This is a genomic window from Micromonospora sp. WMMD734 (assembly GCF_049178975.1).
GTDB lineage: Bacteria > Actinomycetota > Actinomycetes > Mycobacteriales > Micromonosporaceae > Micromonospora > Micromonospora wenchangensis.
Window position 1 is genome coordinate 2402987 of the sequence record NZ_JBMHMK010000001.1, and the last position, 23803, is coordinate 2426789.

Below are 23803 nucleotides of genomic sequence, written 5' to 3' on the forward strand. Positions count from 1 at the left end.
GACGACCAGCGGTGGGCCGGTCGGGCCGCGCCCGGGGGTGGTCAGTCGTCGCGCCGCCGGCCCGACCGGCGGGTGCTGCGGGCGACCACGACGGCGGCGGCGAGGCTGAGCGCGGCGGCACCCAACTGCAACAGGCCGTCGAGCAGGTCGACGAGAGCGGTGAGAGAGGTGGAATCCACTGTGGCCTCCGGGGGTTGGTTCCCCCGCCGTCCGCGTGCTGCGGAGGCGGCCCCCCGGGCCCGACGGTGACAACCACGGGCACCAGCACGATTATGGCACGGCGGCCCGAACGACGTTCCCCGCCGGGCACCGCCCGTCGCCGGGCCCGGCCGGCACCGCGGTGACCCCGGCCGCTCAGAGTTGGCCGGGGAAGAAGCCGTACCGGGCCAGGGGTTCGACGATGTTCCGTTCCTCGTAGGACAGGTGCGACAGCAGGGTGTCGGTGAGCACGTCCACCGCCTGCTGCAGGCCGGTCAGCCGCCCCGGGTCCCCGATCAGCGCGACCAGGGCCCGGTCGACACCCTCGACGACCTCGTGGATCACGACGTGTTCCTGCTCCAGCCGGTCGATCACCGGGACCAGCCCCGGATCGGCCCGCCTCAGGTGCGGGAAGATCGCGTCGTCCTCCAGCCCGTGGTGCTGGGTGACCAGCGTGCAGTAGGCGGCGCAGTACGCCCCCAGCGTCCAGTTGTTCTGCCGCAGGGTCATCCGGTTGAGCGCGCCCCGGGCGTCCCCGGCGGAGACCACCCCCCGGCGGACCTGGTCGAGCAGGTCGCGGATCTCGCCCAACTCCCGGCGCAGGTGGTCGTGCACATCGACCAGGTGCCCGCCGACGGCCTGGGCCTGCGGGGAGTAGACGTACCCGGCCGGGGCGGGCGGGGCGACGGGCCGGGTCGACTCGTCCCAAAGCCGGTGGTCGCTGTGCCGTACCTGCGGCGCGGGGGTGGGGGTGACCGCGAGCCCCGCCACGCCCCCGGCCCGGACCGTCTCCCGCCGCCCCTGCGCCGGTCCCGTCGCCCCGGACGGTTCTGTCGCCCCGGTCGGCCCCGCCGTGCCGGTCGGCTCCCCCGGCGGCGGGGTGGCCGACGTCGAGCCGGCCCGCTCGGCGGCGACCAGCTCGCGGACGCCGGGGGCGACCTCCTGGGCGAAAAGCTGGATGCTGGCGGGGTCGTCGGTGCCGAGGACGAACCCGGAGGTGCCGTGCTCCAGCGCCAGGTCGGTCAGCTCCCGCACCCACTGCCGGGGCGGCCCGTCGAGGAAGCCCGCGCCGGTGCCGGTGAACCGACCGGAGACGTTCAGCAACCGCCGTACCCCGGCGGGGTCCCGCCCGGCCGCCGCCGCGCCCTCGTCGACCAGCGCGTTGAGCCCGGCCAGGTCGGCCGGCCCGTTCGGCAGGTACGCCAGGGACGGCAGCCAGCCGTCCGCCGTCCGCCCCACCAGCCGCAGCAACCTCGGCCTGTACGCGCCGACCCAGATTCCCACCGGGTGCGCCGGGGCGGGGCCGCGCTTCGCGCCGACCACCCGGTAGTGCTCGCCGTCGACGCGTACCCCGCCGCGCCGGTCGGCGGCCCACACCTCCCGGATGATCCGGATCGCCTCGTCGAGGGCGTCCACCGCCTGCCCGGGGGTGCGCCGTCGGCCCCCGTTGGCCTCGATGGCGTCCCAGAACGCGCCCGCGCCGAGGCCGAGCTCGACCCGGCCGCCGCTGAGCAGGTCGAGGCTGGCGACGCTGCGGGCCAGCACCACCGGCTGCCGCAGCGGCAGGTTGAGCACGTTGCCGGCCAACCTGATCCGGCTGGTCGCCGCCGCCAGGTAGGACATCAGCGTCCAGGTGTCGAGGAAACCCGGCTGGTAGGGGTGGTCCTGGAAGGTGACGAGGTCCAGGCCGACCTGCTCACAGAGCCGGGCGCGGGCGACGACCTGCTCCGGCTGCCGGGCGTCCGGGGTGAGGAAGCCGCCGAACAGCAGCTCGTGTCCGTAGTCGGTCATGACGTCGCCGTCACCTGTCCCCTCGTCGCGTGCGGCGTCGCCCGGCGGCCCGGCGCGGTGGGGCGACCGGCCCACCGTAGCGCCGACCTGCGCCCACCCGCCTGGCGGTCGCGGGTTTCGGGTCCGCGCGGGGCGGGCTGCCGGTGTGCTCAGACGTCGACGGTGAGGTGCACGGCCACCCGGTCGCCCACCGCGAGCCCTTCGGCCGCCCGCACCCGGGTCTTCACCGGCACCAGGTAGCGCCCGTCGCGGGGGAACAGCGAGGTCCGCCAGCTGGTGGCCCCGATCCGGGCGGTGACCGGGACCATGCCCCAGCCGTAACTGACCGCGGCGGACGCCGTCGACAGCGCCGCGCACTCGTCGTCGGGGACGGTGACGAAGTGCCAGGGCGCCGGCCCCTTCCACCACCACAGTTCACCGCTGAACGCCAGTTCCACCGGGTCAGGATAGGAACAGCGCCCCGTCCCGGCCACCGGGACGATCACGACTGGCGGAAGTTGCGGCACCTTGCGAGGCTAGGTGCCGTGTATGACTACGACCTGTTGGTGCTGGGCTCCGGGCCCAGCGGTCAGAAGGCGGCGATCGCCGCCGCGAAGCTCGGTAGGCGGGTCGGCATCGTGGACCGCCGCGACATGATCGGTGGGGTGTGCATCAACACCGGCACCGTCCCCTCCAAGACGCTGCGGGAGGCCGTGCTCTACCTCACCGGCCTGAGCCAGCGGGACCTGTACGGCAGCAGCTACCGGGTCAAGGAGGAGATCACCGTCGCCGACCTGGCCGCCCGCACCCAGCATGTGATCGAGCGGCAGACCGACGTGATCCGCAACCAGCTTGCCCGCAACCGGGTCGCGCTGATCACCGGCACCGGCCGGTTCGCCGACCCGCACTCGATCTGGGTGGACGGCGGCTCCGGCCACGACACCCGGATCACCTTCGACAAGGCCGTCATCGCCGCCGGCACCCGGCCGGCCCGCCCGGACAGCGTCGACTTCGACGACCGGACGATCGTCGACTCCGACGGGGTGATCAACCTGCAGGCCGTGCCGCGCAGCATGGTGGTGGTCGGTGCCGGCGTGATCGGCATGGAGTACGCCTCGATGTTCGCCGGGCTGGGCACGAAGGTGACCGTGGTGGAACGCCGGGACCGGATGCTCGACTTCTGCGACGAGGAGATCATCGAGTCGCTGAAGTACCACCTGCGTGACCTGTCGGTGACGTTCCGCTTTGGCGAGGAGGTCGCCGCGGTGGAGAAGCACCAGAACGCGGCGCTGTGCGTCCTCAAGAGCGGCAAGAAGATCGTCGCCGACACGGTGATGTACTCGGCCGGTCGGCAGGGGCAGACCGACGACCTGGCCCTGGACGCGGCGGGCCTGGAGGCCGACAAGCGTGGCCGGATCGCGGTGGACGAGCACTACCGCACCAGCGTGGAGCACATCTACGCGGTGGGTGACGTGATCGGCTTCCCGGCGTTGGCGTCCACCTCGATGGAGCAGGGCCGGATGGCCGCGCAGCACGCCTGCGGCGAGCCGGCCCGCGAACTCCAGGAGTTGCAGCCGATCGGCATCTACACGATTCCGGAGATCAGTTTCGTCGGCAAGACCGAGGAGGAGCTGACCAACAGCTCCACCCCGTTCGAGGTCGGCATCGCCCGCTACCGCGAGCTGGCCCGGGGGCAGATCGTCGGCGACTCGTACGGCATGTTGAAACTGCTCGTCTCCCCGCAGGACGGCCGGCTGCTCGGGGTGCACGTGTTCGGCACCGGCGCGACCGAGATCGTCCACATCGGGCAGACCGTGATGGGCTGCGGTGGCACGGTCGACTACCTGATCGACACGGTCTTCAACTATCCGACCCTGTCCGAGGCGTACAAGGTCGCCGCCCTGGACGCGGCCAACAAGATCCGCAACATCACCCGGATCGACGGCTGACCCGCCGCCCGGTGCGGGCACCGCGATCCTGCGGGACCCGCACCGGTGGGTGGGGACGGTCACCGGCCCCGGCACGCGGGGTGACGCACGGCAGGTCGGCAACTACGCTCGACGGGTAGTCAGCAGCCGATCGACAGGGCCCGCCGTGATGCCGAGAAGTCCCACAGTGGACGGGCAGTCGCCGGGTGACAGCCGTCGCCGGAGCCTCGGGGCGTTGCTGCGGCGGGTGCATCTCGGTGGCCCGGTGTCGCGGGCCGGCCTGGCCGAGTGGCTGGGCGTCAACCGCAGCACGGTCCTGTCGCTCACCACGGAACTGGTCGCGGCCGGCCTGGTGCGGGAGGACTCCGCCGAGCTGACCGGGCGGGCCGGGCGACCGTCCCTGATGGTCCGGCCGGCCGCCGACCGGGTCTACGTGATCGCCTTCGACATCGCGGTGGACCGGCTGGTCGCGGCCCGGGTGGGGCTGGGCGGGGCGATCCAGGATCGCCGCGAGGCGCGCCGGGCCCGCGCGGGCGTCGACCTGGACACCGTCGTGCGGGTGCTGGCCGACCTCGGCCGGCAGCTGCACGCCACGGCGGCGTCGGGGGCGGCCTGCGTCGGGATCGGCGCGTCGTACTGCGGGATGATCCGGCCGGGCGACGGGATGGTGCGCTTCGGGCCGGACATGGGCTGGGTGGACCAGGCGTTCGGCGCGGAGCTGGCCCGCCGGCTCGATCTCGGCCTGCCGGTCCTGGTCGGCAACGAGGCCCATCTGGGCGCGGTGGCCGAGCACCGGCGCGGGGTGGGTGTCGGGGTGGACAACCTGGTCTACCTGCACGGCGACGTCGGGGTCGGCGGCGGGATCATCGTGGGCGGCGAGCTGCTCGGCGGCGACGGCGGGTACGGCTCCGAGGTCGGTCACATGCTGGTCAACCCGTACGACGGCAGACCCTGCGGGTGTGGCTCACGCGGCTGCCTGGAGGCGGAGGTCGGCGAGCGGGCGCTGCTCGACGCCGCCGGTCGGCCCGGCGACCGGATCGGCCGGGACGCGGTCCGCGAGGTGGTCGACGCGGCGGACCGGGGCGATCCGGCGGCCCGGGAGGCGCTGCGGACCGTCGGCGACTGGCTCGGCATCGGGGTGGCGAACGTGATCAACCTGTTCAACCCCGGCATGGTGATCTTCGGCGGGATGCTGCGGGAGGTGTACCGGGGCTCGGCGGCGCACGTGCGGGAGCGGATCGCCGTCAACGTCCTGCCGGTCTCGCGTACCCGGGCTCGGTTGCGGGTGTCCGCCCTCGGCGACGACGCCACCCTGGTCGGCGCGGCGGAACTCGGCTTCACCCGGCTGCTCGCCGACCCGCTGGGGACGCCGGTCGGCTGAGCGGCCGGCCGAAAACCGGTTGGCGGAAGCGGTCCGGTGGGCCAGGCTGACGGGCATGACGTACTGACGGACACCCCCGCATCCCGCACGCCCGTGCCGCGCCACCGCGCCGTGGCGCCGCCGCACGCCATCGTGCCGCCGGCTGCCATCGTGCCGCCGCGTGCCGTCCGTCGTTCCCGTCACCCGAAACGAGCATTCGTGTCCGCACAGCATTCCCCGCCGTCCCCGACCACGGCCACCGTCACCGTCTTCGCCTCCCCCGAGAGCTGGATCGAGTCCGACGCCGTGCGGCAGTGCCACCAGGTGGCCGCACTCGACGGCATGCGGCGCGTCGCCGCCATGCCCGACCTGCACCCGGGCAAGGGCGCCCCGATCGGCGCGGCGATGGCCTCGACCGTGCTCTACCCGCACCTGGTGGGCTCCGACATCGGGTGCGGCATAGCCGTCTTCCCGATCGGCCTGAAGCGGGCCGTACCCGAGCGGATCGCCGCCCGGTTCCCGGACCTGGACCGGTCGCCGGACCCCGACGACCCGGTCTGGGCCGTCGCGCCCGGCGGGCCGCCCGCCGGTCACGTCGAAGGGCTCGGCACGGTCGGTCGGGGCAACCACTTCGTCGAACTGGCCCGGATCGACACCGTCCTCGCGGCGGACCACACGGACCGGCTCGGGCTCGTCGCCGGTGACCTCGTGCTCGTCGTGCACAGCGGGTCGCGGGGCCTGGGCGAGCGGATCCTGCGGGCGCACACCGAGGCCCACGGCGCGGGGCCGGCCCCCGACCCGGCCGGATACCTGGCGCGGCACGACGAGGCGGTCCGCTGGGGCGCGCTCAACCGGCGGGTGCTGGCCGCCCGGGTCGCCCACGCCCTAGGGGCCGAACCCACCGAGCCGGTCGTCGACCAGTGCCACAACCTGGTCGAGGTCCGCGACGGCGAGTACCTGCACCGCAAGGGGGCGGCCCCGGGCGACGGCCGGGACGTGCTGGTCGCCGGTACCCGGGGCACCCCGTCGTACCTGGTGGCCGGGCACGCCGGCCCGGCGGCCAACCACTCCGTGGCGCACGGCGCGGGGCGGAAGATGTCCCGCGCCGACGCGCTGCGCCGGGGCCGCGCCAAGCACACCGTCGCGCAGTTGCGGCGTACGCCGGTGGGTTCGCTGGTGGTGTGCGGCGACCGGCAACTGCTGTTCGAGGAGGCGCCGACGGCCTACAAACGCATCGAGCAGGTGATCGCCGACCTCGTCGCGCACGACCTGGCCACCCCGGTGGCGAGCACCGTCCCGCTGGTCACCTACAAGACGCCCGACCTCGGGCCGGACCGCCGGGACGAGCGTCGGCGGGGTCGTAGGTGAGCGTCCACCTGCTCCTGTCGGCCGGGCGCGGTCCACAGGAGTGCGAGTGGGCGGTGGCCCGGCTGCTGGGCCGGTTGGCGGCCGACGCCGCCCGGCACGGGGTGGACAGCCACCGGGTCGAGTCCGTCGCCGGCGACCGACCGGGCACCTACCGGTCGGTCCTGCTCCGGCTCGACGGGCCCGACGCGGCGACGTTCGCCGCCGGGTGGACGGGCACCCTGTGCTGGCAGGCGCCCAGCCCGTACCGGCCGGGGACCGGTCGGAAGAACTGGTACGTCACCGCCCGACCGTGCCGGGTGGACACCCCGAGCACCGCATTCGTCGAGGCCGACGTGTACGTCGTCGCCTGCCGTACCGGTGGACCGGGCGGTCAGCACCGGAACAAGGCCAGCACGGCGGCGCGGGCGACCCACCGCCCTTCCGGCACCGTCGTGGTGGTCGACAGCGAACGGCAGTTCAGCCTCAACCGCGCCGCCGCGCTGCGGCTGCTGCGGCAGCGTCTCGCCGAGGGTGACGCGCGTGCCGGCCGCGCCGTCACCGCCGCCCGCCGACGCCTGCACGACGAACTCGTCCGGGGCGACGCCGTGCGGGTCGAACGTCCCCGGCCGCCCGCCGCGACCGGGGCCGGTGTCAGGAGCCGTTCCGCAGGTCGGTCAGCCGGTCGCGGGTGAAGCGGAGGTCGTCGAAGACGACCCGGCAGCCGTCGCCGGTCGGCGACTGCGCCTCCAGGCCGATCGTGGCGGCGGTGGCCGCGCCGTCGATGCCGAAGTAGCGGACCATCCGCCAGGTCCGCCCGTCGACCGAGGCGTGGTACGCGAACGCGTGGTCGATCCGGGACACCCGCAGCCAGACCGTGCGGGCGTCGACGACGAAGGCGTTGGCGTCGTCGGCGACGCCCCGGGCGACCACCGAGACGATCATCGGTTCGCCGTCGGGAGAGAGTTCGAAGCAGAGCTTGCCCCAGTGCCGCTCGTCGACCCAGAGCAGCAGCACCCCGGCGTCGTAGGTGGCCGCGAAGTCGACGGTGACCCGGGCGCTGAACTGGAAGTCACCGTCGGGGGGCAGGCCGAGCAGGGTCGCCGCGTCGAGGGTCGCCCCGACCACCGGGTCACCCGCCGCCGGGTCGATGAAGATGTCGCTGCGTGGGGCCGCCGAGCCGGTCACCACGCCGTCGGCCTCGACGATCGTCCACGCCGCCTCGGGCGAGGGTGACAGGGCGAACGGCAGACCCGGGACGGTGCGGGTGGTGGTCATGACAGCCATTATCCGCCGCGGCCCCCCACGCGCGTCGCCCCGGTGGCGCGTCCGGGTGACGGTGCGCGACCGGGAACAGCGGGACCGGCGGACGCCGACCCCCGGCTCCCCCACCGGGCCGGTACGCACCGTCGTCGGTCGGGCCGCCTAGGGTGAGGGCATGGTAGAGCGAGGTCTGACCCTGATGGCGGTGCACGCGCACCCGGACGACGAGGCGACGAGCACCGGTGGCGTGTTGGCCCGGTATGCAGCGGAGGGCATCACGACGGTGTTGGTGACCTGCACCGACGGTGGTTGCGGCGACGGCCCCGGCGGGGTCAAGCCGGGCGAGCCGGGGCACGACCCGGCGGCGGTGGTGGCAATGCGGCAGGCCGAGTTGGAGGCCAGCTGCGCGGCGTTGAAGGTCAGTCACCTGGAGACGCTCGGCTACGCCGACTCCGGGATGATGGGCTGGCCGAACAACGAGTCGCCCGGCGCGTTCTGGACCACGCCGGTGGCGGAGGCGGCGCAGCGGCTGGCGGAGCTGATCCGCCGGTACCGGCCGGACGTGGTGGTCACCTACGACGAGAACGGCTTCTACGGCCACCCCGACCACATCCAGGCCCACCGGATCACCATGGCCGCCGTCGAGATGACCGACATCCCGGCGAAGGTCTACTGGACCACGGTGCCGCGCACGGCGTTCGCGGAGTTCGGCCGGGTGATGAAGGAGTTGGGCGTCGAGTGGGCCGAGCCGGACGCGCAGGACGCACCGGGGCCGCAGCTCGGCCTGCCCGACGACGAGATCACCACCTGGGTGGACACCAGCAGCTACGGCAACCAGAAGTTCGACGCGCTGGCCGCCCACGCCAGCCAGACCGAGAACATCTTCTTCCTGCGAATGGGCCGGGACCGGTTCGTCGAGCTGATGGGCCGGGAGACCTTCGTCCGGGTCCGCGACACCACCGGGGCGGCGCTGCCGGAGGACGACCTGTTCGCCGGTCTGCGCTGACCGATCCGGCGATTGTTGCCGGGGTGTTCCAGCCGTAACCGGGACGGAACACCCCGGGGGGTGACCCGCCGGCCATCACTTCGGAAAGATGGACAACTCGGTATGGTTATCCATCGACAACCGTCTTCCCAGACTCTCCACAGCCGACGATGATCGCGTCATCGAAAGATGCGAAAGCATCTCGGATCGGGGAGGTCAGTTTGAGATCAGCCCTAGCGCTGGCCGGCGTCACCATGCTGGTCGGCAGTGGTCTCGTGGTCACCACCACGGGCGCGTCCGCCGCTCCGCCGCCCACCGCGGGACCATCGCTGGTCGCCGCCGCCGACACCGCGCTCAAGGAGCACTCCCGCGACGTCAGGTCGTCGGCGAAGGACCGCTACGCCGTGCACAGCAGCAGGCGCGACGCCCAGGGCCGGGGCACGGTCCGCTACACCCGCACCTACGACGGGCTCCGCGTCTACGGCGGGGATGTCGTCATCCGCACCGGGGCCGACGGCGACTACGCCGGCAGCTCGGTCGGCCTGGCCGCGCCGCTGAGCCTCGCCACCACCCCGAAGGTCAGCGCCGCCAAGGCCAGCAAGGCGGCGACCACCGCGTTCTCCGGCCGGATCACCGGCACCGGCGCGGCGGAGCTGTTCGTCGACGCCAGCAGCGGGACCGGCCGGCTCGCCTGGGAGACCGTGGTGTCCGGCTGGGCGCCCGACGGGCAGACCCCCTCGAAGCTGCACGTGATCAGCGACGCGCTCACCGGGGCCCGGATCGGCTCCTACGACGAGATCGAGTCCGTCGTCGGCACCGGCAACAGCATCTACGCCGGCCCGGTCGCGATCGACACCACCCTGTCCGGGTCGACCTACAGCATGATCGACCCGACCCGGGGCAACGGCCGTACCTGCGACATGAACAACGGCACGTCGACCTGCACCACCTTCACCGACGCCGACAACGTGTGGGGCACCGGCGCGGCCTCGAACCGGCAGTCCGCCGCCGTCGACGCGCACTTCGGCGCGGCCACGACCTTCGACTACTTCACCGAGGTGCACGGGCGCAACGGCATCTTCGGCAACGGCACCGGCGTGCCGAGCCGGGTGCACTACGGCAACGCGTACGTCAACGCCTTCTGGGACGGCGCGCAGATGACCTACGGCGACGGCACGGGCAACGCCAAGCCGCTGGTCGCCCTCGACGTCGCCGGCCACGAGATGTCCCACGGCGTCACCGAGAACGTGGTCCCCGGTGGCCTGACCTACTCCGGCGAGTCCGGCGGCCTGAACGAGGCCACCAGCGACATCTTCGGCAACATGGTGGAGTTCTACGCGAACACCCCGGTCGACCCCGGCGACTACGAGGTCGGCGAGAAGATCGACATCCGGGGCACCGGCGCGCCGCTGCGCTACATGTACAACCCGACGCTGGACGGCTCGTCGCACGGCTGCTGGTCGACCAGCACCAACAGCCTTGACGTGCACTACTCCTCGGGCGTGGCCAACCACTTCTTCTTCAACCTGGCCGAGGGCTCCGGCGTCACCCCGTACGGCACCTCGCCGCTGTGCGGGTCGGCCCCGCCGGTGACCGGGATCGGCCGGGAGAAGGCGGAGAAGATCTGGTTCCGGGCGCTGGACGCGTACTTCGTGTCGAACACCCGCTACGTGAACACCGCCCAGCCGACCAACACCGCGCGGATCCACACCCTGTCGGCCGCCACCGACCTGTACGGCCTGTGCAGCACCGAGTACAAGGCCGTGATGGCCGCCTGGACCGCGGTGAACGTCACCGGCACCGAGTCGTGCGCCGCCAACGACTTCACCGTCGCGGTCTCCCCGCCGACGCTGACCCTCGACCCGGGCACCTCGGGCTCCGCCACCGTCAGCACCACGGTCATCCGGGGCACCGCCGAGACGGTCACCTTCTCGACCGGCCCGCTGCCGGCCGGGGTGAGCGTGTCGTTCTCCCCCGCCTCGGTCACCGCCGGCGGGTCGACCACCGTCACGGTCACCGCCGCCGCCACCGCCGGCAGCGGCACGGTGCCGATCACGGTGGTGGGCACCGCCCCCTCGGTGGCCCGCACGACCACGCTGAACGTGACGGTGAACGGGCTGCCGGGCTGCTCCGGCAGCAACGGCACCGACGTGCCGATCGCCGACAACTCGACGGTGCAGAGCACCATCGTGATCAGCGGTTGCGCGGCGACCCCGTCGACCGCGAGCAAGGTCGAGGTGCACATCGTGCACACCTACATCGGTGACCTCGTGGTCAGCCTGATCGCGCCGGACGGCAGCGTGTACACGCTGCAGAACCGCTCCGGAGGCAGCACCGACAACATCGACCAGACGTACACCGTGAACCTCTCCTCGGAGACGGCGAACGGCGCCTGGCGACTGCGGGTGCAGGACGCGGCGAGCCTGGACACCGGCTACCTCAACAGTTGGAGCCTGAACCTCTGACGCATCGGCGACACGGGCGGGCCATCCGGGGTTTCCCGGGTGGCCCGCTCACGCGTCGGCGACCCGAACCCACCCCGCTATAGTCATGTCTATCTATTGGTGTCGCCGTCCCGACGCCGGCAGCTCCCCCACCACCACCCCACCACCGAGGAGGTCCGGATGACTCCGTACCGCTCCCGCCTGCGGGCCTGGGCCGTCGCGTTCCTCGCGGCGGTCGCCCTGCCGGCCGCCCTGCTCGGCCCGCCGACGTCGGCGTCGGCCGCGAACACGCTGACCATGCTCGGCGCGGACGTCTCCTCCGTGCAGCGCAGCCTGGACCTCGGCGCGCGGTACTACGACGCGGCCGGCACCGCCCGCGACCCGCTCGACATCCTCAAGGGCGTCGGCGTCAACTACGTCCGGCTGCGGGTCTGGAACAACCCGGCCAGCGGCTGGAACAACAAGGCCAAGGTGCTGGCGTACGCGAGGACGGTCAAGGCCAAGGGCCTCAAGCTGATGATCGACTTCCACTACTCCGACACCTGGGCCGACCCGGGCAAGCAGTACAAGCCGACCGCCTGGGCCAACCACGGCATCGGCCAGCTCCAGACCGACGTCTACGACTACACCTACGACGTGTGCACCAGCCTGCGCAACCAGGGCACCACCCCGGACAGCGTGCAGATCGGCAACGAGATCAACGTCGGCATGCTGTGGAACGACGGCAAGGTCGTCAACAACGACTTCACCAACCTCAGCCTGCTGCTCAAGGCCGGTTACCAGGCCACCAAGGCGTGCAACGGCGGCACCCAGGTGATCATCCACACCGCCAACGCGGACAGCATGGACCACGCCCGCTGGTTCTACGACGGCATCCGGGCCAAGGGCGTGCAGTGGGACCTGACCGCCCTGTCGTACTACTGCATGTGGCACGGCACGCTGGCCAACCTCTTCAACGTCATCACCGACGTCCGCACCCGGTACGGCAAACCGGTGGTGCTCACCGAGACGGCGTACCCGTTCACCGCCGCGAACGCCGACTACGAGGCCAACGCGATCAACGGCACCGAACCCTGCGCGGGGCACCAGGCGAGCTGGACCGGCCAGGCCACCGAGTTCTCCTGGGTGCAGGACACCGCCCGCAACGCCGGCGCGATCGGCGTCTTCTACTGGGAACCGACCTGGTACGCGGTGCCCGGCAACGGCTGGGACCCGGCGAACATCAACGGCACCGGCAACCAGTGGGACAACATGGCCATCTTCAACTGGACCGGCCAGGTGAACCCGAACATCCGCTGGCGGCCGTAGGCCGGACGGTCGGCGGGCCACCGTCGGTGGCCCGCCGACCGGGCACTACCCTGGCGCGGTGCGATACGACGAGTGCGAAGCGGCCATCCGTGAGCTGGTCGACGCGGCCGACGAGGACGCCCTGCACGCCTTCGGGCTGGCGACCGTCACCCGCCTACTGGAGGCCGACCTGATCGACGAGGCCGGTACCGACGACCTCGACGAGGACGCCTGGGCGGCGCTGACCGCCGCGCGGGAGCGGATCACCACGGCCGACGCGAGCGAGCTGCGCGCCCACCTCGACCGCATCGACGAGGGCATCCTCGCCGACGGCGACATGGATCCCGGCCTGTTGATCGCCCTGTCGGCCCTCGAACACTGGACCAGCTACCTGGAGGAGCACCGGCGCGGCGAGCTGCACGAACTCGCCCTGCGCTCGGTCGAGGAGGTCGACTACCGGGTCTCGGCCGCGCTCGACGACTTCCTGGCCACGCCGGAGATGGCCGCCGAGTACGCGCGGATCAGGCAGTCGCTGACCGCCTGACGGGTCGATGGGTGGCGTGCCGGACCGACGGTGTGCCGCCAACCGGGTGGGTGGCGGCACACCGGTGTGCGCCTCAGTGCCGTGTGGTGTGCCCGCGCGCCGACACGACCGTCACCCGCCGGCCGACGGTCACCGGCCGCAGTTCAGCGTCAGCGGGCCCGGCGCGTTGGTCCAGACGAGCATGCCGAAGGTCGTGCTGCCACCCGGGGCCAGCGTCCCGTTCCACGAGGCGTTGCGCACCGTGACGTCGGCACCGGAGATGGTGAGCACGCCGTTCCAGAGGGCCGAGATGCGCTCGTCGCCCAACCACCGCCAGGTGACCTGCCAGCCGTTGAGCGTCTCCTCGGCGGTGTTGCGTACGGTGACCGTGGCCGCGTACCCGCCGGTCCAACGGTTGTCGATGGTGATCGTCGCCCGACACGACGCCGACCCGGCCGGCAGCGTCCGGACCGGCCCGTTGAGCACGTACGGGTCGTGCTTCTCCCCGGCGCTGAACCGGTACCAGTAGTCGCTGTCCGGGGTCAGCCCGGTGACCGTGATGTCCCCCTGCCGTTCCGGGCCGGACACCGCCGAGGCCACCGGGTTCAGCCACGCCGTCGCGTCCTCCCGGCTGGCGAAGAGGACCAGGGTCATCGGCGGGTTGTAGCCGCACGGCGGGGTCATGATCATCGAGTACCGGACGGTGATGCTCGTGGCGCTGGCCGACACGAACTGCCCGGAGACCGGCAGCGCCGGGGGGCAGGCGTAGGTGGGGGTGGGAAGGGGGGTGGCCGAGAGCGCCGGCTGGGCCTGGGCGCCGGTGAGCGTGCCGGCCCAACCGGCCAGGGTCAGGGTCGTGGTCGCCAGCACCACGCCGAGCGTGCGGAGCATCCGTACCTCCGAGAGGGTTGCGGGGGCACCGGCGGCCGGGACGGGCCTGGGGTGCCGGGCGGTGAGGGGTGGGTGATCTCTGCGCGACCGACGGCGGCCGTGGACCGGGTGGTGCCGGACGACACGGGCGGGGCGACCGGCCGGTGGTCACCGTCGCGGACTGCCCGGCGCGGGGTGGCGCGGTCGCCCCGCGTGTCCGACGGATCGGCGCACGAGTGGTCACGCTGGCTCCCGAGCGTGACGACGTCAGAACAGTCTGGCATTCGATGAGTGTCGATGCAATGCCCGTCCGGCCGGCCGGCGTGCCAGCCGGACGGGCGTGCCGCGCCGCCGTCCGACCGATCGCCCAGAACGGGTCGGATCAGCGGTTACGCGGCGGGGCGGCGCTGTCGCGGACGACCAGATCGGTGGCGAGTTCGATCCGCGGACTCTCGATCGTCTCGCCCCGGGCCAGCCGCAGCACGGTACGGGCGGCCAGCATGCCCATCTCGGCCAGCGGTTGACGGATCGTGGTCAGCGGCGGCGAACACCAGCGGACCTCCGGCAGGTCGTCGAAGCCGACCACGCTGACGTCGTCGGGCACCCGCAGGCCACGCTTGCGGACCGCCTCGTAGACGCCGAGCGCCATCTGGTCGCTGGAGGCGAAGATCGCGGTGGGCGGTTCGGGCAGACCCAACAGGTGCATGCCGGCGGTGTAGCCAGACTCGTGGTAGAAGTTCCCGGGCCGCACCAGCCGGTCGTCGATGGCGAGGCCGGCGGCGTCGAGCGCGGCCCGGTAGCCGTCCATCCGGGCCCGGCTGCACATCAGCTGCGGCGGGCCGGCGATGAAGCCGATCCGCCGATGGCCGAGGCCGAGCAGGTACTGGTTGGCGCGCAGGCTGCCCGCCCAGTTGGTGGCGCCGATGGTGGGGGCCTCCTGGGGGGCCACCCCGGCGGGGTCGACGATGACCACCGGCAGCCGTAGCCGGCGCAACTCCGCCTGCAACGGCGGCTCCACCATCGAGGTCACGAAGATGACCCCTTCGGTGGAGCGGGTGCGCATGTTGTCCAGCCACTGCTTGGCCGACGAGGTGCGCCGGTGGATGGCCGACACGACGGTGCCGGCCCCGCTGGCCTGCGCGACGTCCTCCACCCCACGGATGATCTCCACGGCCCACGGGCTGTCCAGGTCGTTGAAGACCAGGTCGATCAGGGCGGACTGGGTGCGTCGCGCCGCCGAGCGGGGACGGTAGCCGTGCCGGGTGAGCAGTTCCTCCACCCGTTCCCGGGTCTGCGGGGCGACGTCGGACCGACCGTTGATCACCCGGGAGACCGTGGGCACGGAGACGCCCGCCAACCGCGCGATCATCGCGATGGTGACGTTCCTGCCGTTCTCGGAGCCCACGGTCGCCCTTTCGGTCGGGGAACTACAGTCGCAGAAGGCTATCGCAGCAGGTCCGGGTCACCCCTTCACGCTGCCGGAGAGCCCACCGATGAGCTGACGTTCGGCGATGGCGTAGAAGCCCAGCGCCGGGATCATCGACAGCACGACGTAGGCGAGCACCTTCGCGGTGTCGTCGGAGTACTGCCCCTGGAACGCCTGGACGCCGAGGGGAAGGGTCCACCAGCTCTGGTCGGTGAACACCACCAGCGGCAGCATGAAGTTGTTCCAACTGCTCACCAGAGCCAGCACCGACACGGTGGCCAGGGCGGGACGGGCCATCGGCAGCAGCACCCGCCAGAAGAAGCCGAACGGGCCGCAGCCGTCCAGGGTCGCCGCCTCCTCGACCTCGCCGGGAATGGTCCGGAAGAACTGCCGCAGGATGATGATGGTGATGGGCAGGCCGAACGCCGCCTGCGGCAGGATCACCCCGAGCGGGTTGTCCAGCAGCCCCATCCCACGCAGCAGGATGAACAGCGGCAGGATCGCCACCGCGAACGGGAACATCAGCCCGATCGCGAAGATGGTGACCAGGAACTCCCGGCCCCGGAAGGCGAACCGCGCGAACACGTACGCGGCCATCGCCGCCGCGGCGACCACGACGAACGTGCTGGCCACGGCGATGAAGACGCTGTTGCCCACGTTGCGCCAGAACACCCCGGCGGTGACGATGTCGAGGTAGTTGCTCGGCGCCCACGGGTCGGGCAGGCCGAGCGGGTTGGTGGAGAGCTGCCCGTTGTCCTTGAACCCGCCGATCACCCCGAACCAGACCGGCACCACGATGAGCGCGCCGACGGCGATGGAGATGAGGTGCAGCAGGAGGCGGCGGGCCCGCTGGGCCGGGTTCGCCGGGCTGGTCATCGCTGGTCTCCTTGGACGGTGAGGGCGCCCTCGGTGTCCCGGCGCAGCACGATGCGCTGGTAGATGAGGGCGAAGACGAGGCTCAGCAGGAACATGATGATGCTGATCGCGCTGGCGTAGCCGACCTCGAAGCGGCGGAAGCCGTACTGGAACATCGTCACGGCCATGGTCTCCGAGGCGTGGATCGGGCCGCCGCCGGTGAGCACCCAGACCATGTCGAAGAGCTGGATGGTGCCGATGACCGACAGGAACACGCTGATCCGGATGGTCGGGCCGAGCAGCGGCAGGGTGACGTGCCGGAACGCCTGCCACGCGCTGGCCCCGTCGGTGACCGCCGCCTCGTTGAGTTCCTTGGGGATGTTCTGCCGGGCGGCCAGGAAGAGGATCATGTAGAGGCCGAAGTACTTCCAGGAGACCACCAGGAAGACGGCGTACAGGACGGTGTCCGGGTCGGCGAAGACGGCCCCCGCGTCGGCCCCCAGGAACCGGGAGATCGCGTCACCGAACCCCCGGTTGGGCGAGAACACCAGCTTGAACAGGACAGCGGTGGTGACCTCGGAGAGCACGTACGGGGCGAAGAAGATCACCCGGTAGACGGCGCGTCCCCGCAGCGGCTGGTTGAGCAGCATCGCCAGGCCCATCGCGACCGGCAACTGGACCACCAGGGAGAGCACGATCAGCACGAGGCCGTGCCACAGGTCGCCCCGGAACACCGGATCGGCGAAGGCCCGGGTGTAGTTGTCCAGCCCGATGAAGTTCTCGGGCAGACCGAAGCCGTTCCACTTGTAGAGGCTGGCGTAGCTGGCCACCACGATGGGCGCCAGCACCAGCACCAGGAACAGCAGCAGGGACGGGGTGAGGAAGATGGCCAGGGCACGGCGGCGGCCCGGCCGGGGCCGGCGGCCGGTACGGCGTACGCCGCCCGGCCCCGGCCCCGCCGGTCCGGTCACTCGGCCGCCGGGTCCCGCGTTCGACAGGATCGATGGCGTGGTCATGCCTGCTCCACTCAGTTCTCGCCGGCGGCTGGTGATCGGTGGGGGTGGGACGTCACTACTGGGTCTTCGCCACCTGGGTGATGTCCTTGAGGATCTGCGCCGGTGACTTGCTGCCGGCGACCAGGGCGGCGACGCTGTCGTTGACCTGCTGGCCGACGGCCGGCGGGTACGCCTGGTCGAGGTAGAGCTGGAAGCCGGTGGCGGCGGCCAGGCTCTCGGCGACGATCTTGTTGTTCGGGTCGGCGATGGCGTCGGTGGCTTCCTTGACCGTCGGCAGCACCGCGCCGGTCTTCGCGCTCCGGCGCTGGACGTCGACGCTGAGCAGCGTCTTGAGGAAGTCCATGGTGGCCGGCGGGGCGTCCTTGCCGACGGCGAAGCCGTTGCCACCGCCGAAGACCTCGGTGGCCGAGCCCTTGCCGCCGTCGACGGCCGGGAAGGGGAAGAAGCCGAGCTTGTCGCCGAGCCCCTTCTTGCTGGTCGAGCTGGACGCCTGCACCGACGGTGCCCACTGCCCCATCAGCTCCAGCGCGGCGCCCCCGTTGCCCATGGTGGCCGCCTGGCCGTCCGGGGAGCCGTACTCGGCACCGAGGAAGCCCTTCTGGAACGGCTGGAGGTCGACCAGTTCCTTGAGCCGCTCACCGGCTGCCGCGAAGTCGGGGGTATCGAAGTTCTTGTCCTTGGCGGCCTGCTGGAGGGCGCCCAGGCCGCCGATGCGCATGGACAGGTAGGCCCAGTAGTAGTGGGCCGGCCACTTGTCCTTGCCGGCCAGCGCCACGGGGGTGATCCCGGCGGCCTTGAGCTTGCGGACCACGTCGAGCAGCTCGGCCCAGGTGGCCGGCGGCGCGGTGATCTGCGCCCGGGCGAAGAGGTCCTTGTTGTACCAGAAGCCGACCATGCCGATGTCGAACGGCACCCCGTAGATCTTGCCGTCCACCGTGTACGGCTCCAGGGACAGCGGCAGCAGGGTGTCCTTCCACGGGGCGACGGTCTCGGTGAGGTCCTTGACCAGGCCCGCGTCGACCTGCTGCTTGAGCACCCCGCCACCCCAGGACTGGAACAGGTCCGGCGGGGAGCCGGCCTGGGTGGCGGTGGTCAGCTTGGCCTTGAACGCCTCGTTCTCCAGCGGCTGGATCTCGATCTTCACGTTGCTGTGCGCGCCCTGGTACTCCTGGGCCACGGCCGCCCAGACCGGCAGCATCGGCTCGGTGTTCTGGATATGCCACCAGTTGATCGTCTGGGGCGCGTCCGGGTCGTCGGACGCGTCGTCGCTGCAGCCGCTGAGCAGGTACGCGCCGGCACCGGCGCCGACGAGGCCGAGCAGCGATCTGCGGGAGAGGTGCGCTGTCATGATCCATCCCTTCAGGGACTCACGAGGTGCTCGGGCGCCGGCCGGGCCGGCGGGATTCGAAACGTGTATCTCCGGAACTTTCAGAGCGTCGCCGGTATTACCGATCGATGGCGGGCACGCTACGAGTTGTTTCCACGCGGGTCAAGACCTCTGTCCTATCGCGGCGAAAACGGCTAGCGTGTGCAGGGCTTCACCGAGCACGGACCTGATTTCGAAAGTTTCGAGAGCTGCCCCGAGGAGTGCACGTGTCGACCGACACCGCTGAAGTGGCGACCGCTGCCCGGTCGATCCGCAATCCCGTCCTCGCCGGGTTCCACCCGGACCCGTCGATCCTGCGGGTCGGCGACGACTACTACCTGGCCACCTCGACGTTCGAGTGGTACCCCGGGGTCCGCCTGCACCACTCGCGCGACCTGGTGCACTGGCGACCGCTCGGCGGGATCATCACCGACCGCCGCCTGCTCGACCTGCGCGGTTGCGGCGACTCCAACGGCGTGTGGGCACCCGACCTGACCTACCACGACGGGCAGTTCCACCTCGTCTACAGCGACGTGGCCAGCTTCGCCAGCGGCTACTGGGATCCGCAGAACTTCCTGATCACCGCGCCCGACATCACCGGCCCCTGGTCGGACCCGGTGAAGCTGCACGGGCGCGGCTTCGACGCCGCGCTGTTCCACGACGACGACGGCACCACCTGGCTGCTGGCCATGAGCGCCGACTGGCGGCCCGGCCGGGACCGCTTCGGCGGCATCGAGATCCAGCAGTACGACCGGGCCACGCGCCGCCTCGTCGGCCGGCCCCGCATCCTGTTCACCGGCACCCCGGTCGGGGTCACCGAGGGCCCGCACCTCTACCGCCACGACGGCTGGTACTGGCTGATCACCGCGGAGGGCGGCACGAGTTGGGAGCACCAGGTCACCGTGGCCCGCTCCCGCGAGCTGTTCGGACCGTACGAGGTGGACCCGGACGGCCCGCTGCTGACCTCGGTGGGCCGACCCGACCTGCGGTTGCAGAAGGCCGGCCACGGCAGCCTGGTCCGCACCCCCGACGGCGGGTGGTACCTCGCCCACCTGGTCGGTCGCCCCTACTCCCCGCTGGGCAGCTGCGTCCTGGGCCGGGAGACGGCGATCCAGCGGGTCGAGTGGCCCACCGGCGGCTGGCCCCGGATTCCCGGCGGGGTGCCCGCCGACGAGGTCGACGCCCCCGACCTGCCGGCACACCCGTGGCCGGCGGAACCCGACACCGACGACTTCGACACCGACGAGCTGGGCCCGGCGTGGTCGACGCTGCGCCGGCCGGCCGCCCCGGACTGGATCGACCTGCGGGCCCGGCCGTCGCACCTGCGGGTCCACGGTGGGCAGTCACCGGTGGGGCGGCAGGCCCCCAGCCTGGTCGCCCGCCGGGTCGGCGCGACCCGGTGCGCCCTGGAGACCGTCGTCGAGTTCGACCCGGTCGACCACCGTCAGCTCGCCGGGATCACCGCGTACTACAACACCCTGAACTGGCACCATCTCTACCTGACCCGGGCCGACGACGGCCGCACCGTGCTGGAGCTGCTCAGCTCCGACAACGGCCGGCGCACCGCCCACCCGGAGCTGACCGTGGACACCGGCGGCGTCACCCGGGTCGGCCTGCGCGCCGAGTTCGACGGTCCGGTGGTGCGCTTCGGCTACGACCTGGGCGCCGGCTGGCAGCAGCTCCCGGTCGAGCTGGACGCGACCATCCTCTCCGACGAGCACGCCGCCCTGATCATCGACGGCGAGCCGGCCGCGTGGGGGTTCACCGGGGCGTTCCTCGGGCTCTGGGTCCAGGATCTCGGCGGCGACGGCGGGTACGCCGACTTCGACCGGGCCACCTACCGGGAGCACTGACCGCCGGCGTACCACGACCGACCGCACCACGACCGGCTCCGGTGGAGCCGGTCGTGGTCGTGCCCGGAGCCCGTCGCCGTCGAAACGTTGCGACTCGGCGTCGGCGGCCTGACCAGGAGTTCCGGAAGTATCGATGGTTGACCCGGCGGGTCTGCGCTCGTAACGTTCCAGTCGACTTCCGGAAATCGATAGTGAACTATCGGTAGGTTCCGGCGCGGCCGTCCCCCGCGCGCATCGGTGGCCGCACCGCACCCCTGCCCCACCTCGCCGCCGTCGACCCGTCGACGGGCCTCGGGAAAGGAACGCAGATGATGCTCAGACGGTGGATGGCTGCCGGACTGGTCGCCGTCGCGACCGCCGGTGTTTTGAACGCCGTACCGGCCACGGCGCAGCGGCCGTACGACCCGACCGCGCAGAGCCTGCGCGCCCTGGGCCAGCGCCACGGCCTGTACGTCGGCACCGCGGTCGACATGGCCGCCCTCGCCGACCCCGCCGAGCCCCGCTACCGGGAGATCGTCCGCGACGAGTTCTCCACGGTCACCGCCGAGAACGTGATGAAGTGGGAGTCGCTGGAGCCCACCCGGGGCAGCTACGACTGGTCGGCGGCCGACGAACTCGTCGCCACCGCCCGGCGCAACGGCCAGAAGGTCCGGGGCCACGTGCTGGTCTGGCACAGCCAACTACCCAAGTGGCTCACCGACGGGGTGGCCGACGGCTCCATCGACAACACCGAGCTGCGGTCGATCCTGCGCCGGCACATCACCACCGTCGCCAGCCGCTACCGGGGCAAGATCTGGCAGTGGGACGTGGTCAACGAGGCCGTCAGCGACCCCTGGGACACCCCGTCCACCCTGCACTACAAGGGATTCTGGGCCGAACACCTCGGCCCCGGCTACGTCGCCGACGCGTTCCGCTGGGCCCGCGCCGCCGACCCGACCGCCCTGCTGTTCTACAACGACTACAACATCGAGGCGTTCGGCTCCGGCGACCCGGCCAACGACAAGACGCAGTTCGTCTACGACATGGTCAAGGGCCTGCTGGCCCGGGGCGTGCCGATCGACGGCGTCGGCAGCCAGGGCCACCTGGGCACCCAGTACGGCAACTACGACACCCTCCAGGTATCCGACGCGCTGCACCGGTTCGCCGGGCTGGGACTGTCCACCGCGTTCACCGAGGTCGACGTGCGCAGCCGGCTGACCGACGGGGTGCAGGCCGGCGACTCGGAGGAGATCAACCCCCGGCTCCAGGCGTCCGCGGCGAACTTCCACGTGCTGTTGCAGGCCTGCCTGGCCGAGCCGCGCTGCCTGTCGTTCACCGTCTGGGGCTTCACCGACCGGCACTCCTGGGTGCCCGGCACCTTCGACGACCCGCCGCAGGGCCTGGCCACCATCTACGACGAGAACTACCAGCCCAAGCGGTCGTACCAGCTGATGAAGGCCGACCTGATCTACGCCGGACCGCCGTACGTGCGGATGCGGGCCACGCCGAAGCCGCGCCGGTAGGCCGGCCGGTGGTCGCCGACATCCTCGACGCGGCCCGGGGCGGCGGACGGACGGTCAGCCTCACCTTCGACGACGGCCCGAACCCCACCGACACCCCGCGCCTGCTCACCGTCCTGCGGCGGCACCGGATCGCGGCCGTGTTCCTCCTCTGCGGCGGGCAGGTCGAGGCCCACCCCGAGGTGGTGCGCAGGATCGTGGCCGACGGCCACCACCTGGGCAACCACAGCATGCACCACGACGACATGTCCGCCTGGTCACCCGAGCGGATCGAGGCGGACCTGCGGGAGACCAACGAGGCCATCCGGCGGGCCGTGCCGGCGGCCAAGGTCCGGTACTTCCGGGCCCCCTACGGGGCCTGGGGGGCGACCCCGGCGGTGGCCGCCGCGCTGGGCATGCGACCGCTCGGGTGGCGGCTGGCCGTCGGGGACTGGGAGCCGCCGGGCACCGACGAACTCGTCCGCCGCCTGCTCGACGGGGTCACCCCCGGCGCGGTGGTGCTGCTGCACGACGGCGGCGGCGACCGCAGCCAGAGCGTCGCGGCGGTCGACCGGGTCGCACCCGTGCTGCGCGCACGACGCTGGCGGTTCACCCTGCCGGCCGATTGACCCGCTGCCGGCCCGCCCCGGCGGAGCGGGCCGACAGACCGGCCACGGCCGGTGCGGCTGGTGGGTGTGGGGGGTCGGGGTGTGCCCGCCCGCCCACCGCGCCGTCGGGGTGCCGCCGGTCCACGTCGCTGGACGCGGCGGCACCCCGACCTGGCCGGTCACGGCCGGCGTGACCTACCGGACGATCCCGGAGCCACCGCTGCTGCCGCCACCGCCGCGCCGGTGGTGGTCACGGGTACGGTCGGACACGTTGCGCCGGCTCACCGACTCGTGCGACGAGCCGCTGTCCCGGCCGCTGGTGCGGGAGGTGTGGTTACGGGAGGTGTGGTTACGGGAGGTGACCCCGCTCCTGCGGTGCGAACTGGCGGTGTCGGCGATCTCCCCCCGGGACTCCGTGTCCTGCCGGGAGCGCCTCGGCTGTTCCCGGGGGCCCCGGGTGACCATGAACCCGGAGCCCACACCGTGCACGATGGCCCCGGCGTTGCCGGCCGTGGTGTCCTGGCCCGGCGCGTAGCCGACGCCCCAGGTGAGCGCGCCGGCGGCGGCCACCGCGCCGTAGGCGGCCCGGACCAGGTCACCCTGCTGGCCGTTGCGCAGCGAGTTGATCACCTCCTTGCCCACCACGTACGCGCCGGGGCCGGCGGCCAGGGCCAGGCCCACACTGTTGGCCACCGCGTTGCCCCGCAGCCCGGCGGCACCCTGCACCCCGGGCGACGCGACCATCGACACGAAGTTGACGATCTTCTCGTCGTTCTCGTAGATCCAGTTGCCGGTCGCCTTGATCAGGGTCATCACCCGGTTCCCGCTGTCCAGCGAATGTTCGCTGGTTTCCCCCTCGCTCCACTGGACGCTGATCGAGTCACCCGGGCCGGGGCTGCTGCGACCCGAGGAGGTCGACGTGCTGTACGGCTGGCCCACGTCGGCCTGGTAGTCGGCCGCGCTGTACTGGCCGTAGCCCGACGGCATGGACGAGGTGCTCGGGGCGTCCTGGCTGTAGTTGCTGGGGGTGTAGCTGACCTGCGGGTTACTGGCCTGGCTGTAGACGCTCGGCGAGTAACTGATCTGCCCGTACTCGCTCTCGGTGGGCGGGTAGTGGACGCTGTAGCTCTCGCTGCCGGTGGGACTTCCGGTCCCGCCCGGTGGCGGCTGATGGGGTGAGGACACCTGGGCTCCTTGATGCTCGACCAGCGGTTGACACGCTCTTTACG

At 72.0% G+C, this 23803-nt stretch carries 21 protein-coding genes; 11 read left to right on the plus strand and 10 right to left on the minus strand.

Annotation, left to right across the window (positions count from 1 at the left end; translation table 11 throughout):
- Positions 1–41: 41 nt before the first annotated feature.
- The 3 genes from ACN267_RS10115 to ACN267_RS10125 form a co-directional block, all read right to left on the minus strand.
- On the minus strand, positions 42–179 hold the full coding sequence (locus ACN267_RS10115; protein WP_204960176.1) for a hypothetical protein: 138 nt from the start codon (positions 177–179) through the stop codon (positions 42–44).
- Between the two features lie 175 nt (positions 180–354).
- Complete coding sequence (locus ACN267_RS10120; protein WP_204960177.1) at positions 355–1989, minus strand: LLM class flavin-dependent oxidoreductase; 1635 nt, start codon at positions 1987–1989, stop codon at positions 355–357.
- A 149-nt stretch (positions 1990–2138) separates the two neighbouring features.
- Positions 2139–2426, minus strand: coding sequence for a DUF1905 domain-containing protein (locus tag ACN267_RS10125; protein WP_421488498.1), 288 nt, complete (start codon positions 2424–2426; stop codon positions 2139–2141).
- 87 nt (positions 2427–2513) lie between these two features.
- On the opposite strand from ACN267_RS10125, the gene sthA reads away from it, so the two are divergent.
- The 4 genes from sthA to prfH all read left to right on the plus strand — a co-directional run bounded on the left by sthA (position 2514) and on the right by prfH (position 7295).
- Entirely contained in the window at positions 2514–3917 is a 1404-nt protein-coding gene (gene sthA / locus ACN267_RS10130) for a Si-specific NAD(P)(+) transhydrogenase (protein WP_204960179.1), read from the plus strand.
- A 148-nt stretch (positions 3918–4065) separates the two neighbouring features.
- Positions 4066–5277 (plus strand): ROK family protein, encoded by a 1212-nt coding sequence (locus ACN267_RS10135; RefSeq protein ID WP_204960180.1) that lies wholly within the window; start codon positions 4066–4068, stop codon positions 5275–5277.
- A 198-nt stretch (positions 5278–5475) separates the two neighbouring features.
- A complete protein-coding gene (locus ACN267_RS10140) occupies positions 5476–6624 on the plus strand; it encodes an RNA ligase RtcB family protein (RefSeq protein WP_421488499.1) in 1149 nt (382 codons plus the stop codon).
- On the plus strand, positions 6621–7295 hold the full coding sequence (prfH, locus tag ACN267_RS10145; RefSeq protein WP_204960182.1) for a peptide chain release factor H: 675 nt from the start codon (positions 6621–6623) through the stop codon (positions 7293–7295). The genes ACN267_RS10140 and prfH overlap by 4 nt, the downstream gene beginning before the upstream one ends.
- On the opposite strand, the gene ACN267_RS10150 is transcribed toward prfH, so the two are convergent.
- On the minus strand, positions 7255–7878 hold the full coding sequence (locus ACN267_RS10150) for a DUF1349 domain-containing protein (RefSeq protein WP_204960183.1): 624 nt from the start codon (positions 7876–7878) through the stop codon (positions 7255–7257). The two genes, prfH and ACN267_RS10150, sit on opposite strands and share 41 nt — an antisense overlap.
- Positions 7879–8038: 160 nt before the next feature.
- On the opposite strand from ACN267_RS10150, the gene ACN267_RS10155 reads away from it, so the two are divergent.
- From ACN267_RS10155 to ACN267_RS10170, 4 genes are all read left to right on the plus strand, one after another.
- The gene (locus ACN267_RS10155) at positions 8039–8869 is read left to right on the plus strand and encodes a PIG-L family deacetylase (protein ID WP_204960184.1); all 831 of its coding nucleotides are present in this window, start codon (positions 8039–8041) and stop codon (positions 8867–8869) included.
- A gap of 200 nt (positions 8870–9069) precedes the next feature.
- The gene (locus ACN267_RS10160; protein ID WP_421488500.1) at positions 9070–11313 is read left to right on the plus strand and encodes a M4 family metallopeptidase; all 2244 of its coding nucleotides are present in this window, start codon (positions 9070–9072) and stop codon (positions 11311–11313) included.
- A gap of 159 nt (positions 11314–11472) precedes the next feature.
- A complete protein-coding gene (locus ACN267_RS10165; protein ID WP_421488501.1) occupies positions 11473–12600 on the plus strand; it encodes a glycoside hydrolase family 53 protein in 1128 nt (375 codons plus the stop codon).
- Positions 12601–12658: 58 nt separating this feature from the next.
- On the plus strand, positions 12659–13123 hold the full coding sequence (locus tag ACN267_RS10170) for a hypothetical protein (protein WP_204960187.1): 465 nt from the start codon (positions 12659–12661) through the stop codon (positions 13121–13123).
- A gap of 129 nt (positions 13124–13252) precedes the next feature.
- On the opposite strand, the gene ACN267_RS10175 is transcribed toward ACN267_RS10170, so the two are convergent.
- The 5 genes from ACN267_RS10175 to ACN267_RS10195 all read right to left on the minus strand — a co-directional run bounded on the left by ACN267_RS10175 (position 13253) and on the right by ACN267_RS10195 (position 18617).
- Positions 13253–13993 carry a cellulose binding domain-containing protein gene (locus ACN267_RS10175; protein WP_204960188.1) on the minus strand — a complete coding sequence of 247 codons (741 nt, stop codon included), beginning with the start codon at positions 13991–13993 and terminating at the stop codon, positions 13253–13255.
- 361 nt (positions 13994–14354) lie between these two features.
- The gene (locus tag ACN267_RS10180; protein ID WP_239485909.1) at positions 14355–15341 is read right to left on the minus strand and encodes a LacI family DNA-binding transcriptional regulator; all 987 of its coding nucleotides are present in this window, start codon (positions 15339–15341) and stop codon (positions 14355–14357) included.
- 93 nt (positions 15342–15434) lie between these two features.
- Positions 15435–16274, minus strand: a complete 840-nt coding sequence (locus ACN267_RS10185; protein WP_204960190.1) for a carbohydrate ABC transporter permease — start codon at positions 16272–16274, stop codon at positions 15435–15437.
- Entirely contained in the window at positions 16271–17269 is a 999-nt protein-coding gene (locus ACN267_RS10190; protein ID WP_421488502.1) for a carbohydrate ABC transporter permease, read from the minus strand. Before ACN267_RS10190 ends, ACN267_RS10185 begins: the two co-directional genes overlap by 4 nt.
- Positions 17270–17324: 55 nt before the next feature.
- Positions 17325–18617, minus strand: a complete 1293-nt coding sequence (locus ACN267_RS10195; protein ID WP_281897979.1) for an extracellular solute-binding protein — start codon at positions 18615–18617, stop codon at positions 17325–17327.
- Between the two features lie 245 nt (positions 18618–18862).
- On the opposite strand from ACN267_RS10195, the gene ACN267_RS10200 reads away from it, so the two are divergent.
- From ACN267_RS10200 to ACN267_RS10210, 3 genes are all read left to right on the plus strand, one after another.
- Positions 18863–20488 (plus strand): glycoside hydrolase family 43 protein, encoded by a 1626-nt coding sequence (locus ACN267_RS10200; protein ID WP_421488503.1) that lies wholly within the window; start codon positions 18863–18865, stop codon positions 20486–20488.
- Positions 20489–20796: 308 nt separating this feature from the next.
- Positions 20797–21990, plus strand: a complete 1194-nt coding sequence (locus ACN267_RS10205) for an endo-1,4-beta-xylanase (protein ID WP_204960194.1) — start codon at positions 20797–20799, stop codon at positions 21988–21990.
- An 8-nt stretch (positions 21991–21998) separates the two neighbouring features.
- Positions 21999–22595: a polysaccharide deacetylase family protein gene (locus tag ACN267_RS10210; RefSeq protein ID WP_281897986.1), complete on the plus strand. Its 597-nt coding sequence runs from the start codon at positions 21999–22001 to the stop codon at positions 22593–22595.
- 174 nt (positions 22596–22769) lie between these two features.
- Here the strand turns inward: ACN267_RS10210 and ACN267_RS10215 are convergent, their stop codons facing one another.
- Complete coding sequence (locus tag ACN267_RS10215) at positions 22770–23759, minus strand: hypothetical protein (RefSeq protein ID WP_281897988.1); 990 nt, start codon at positions 23757–23759, stop codon at positions 22770–22772.
- Positions 23760–23803: the final 44 nt, after the last annotated feature.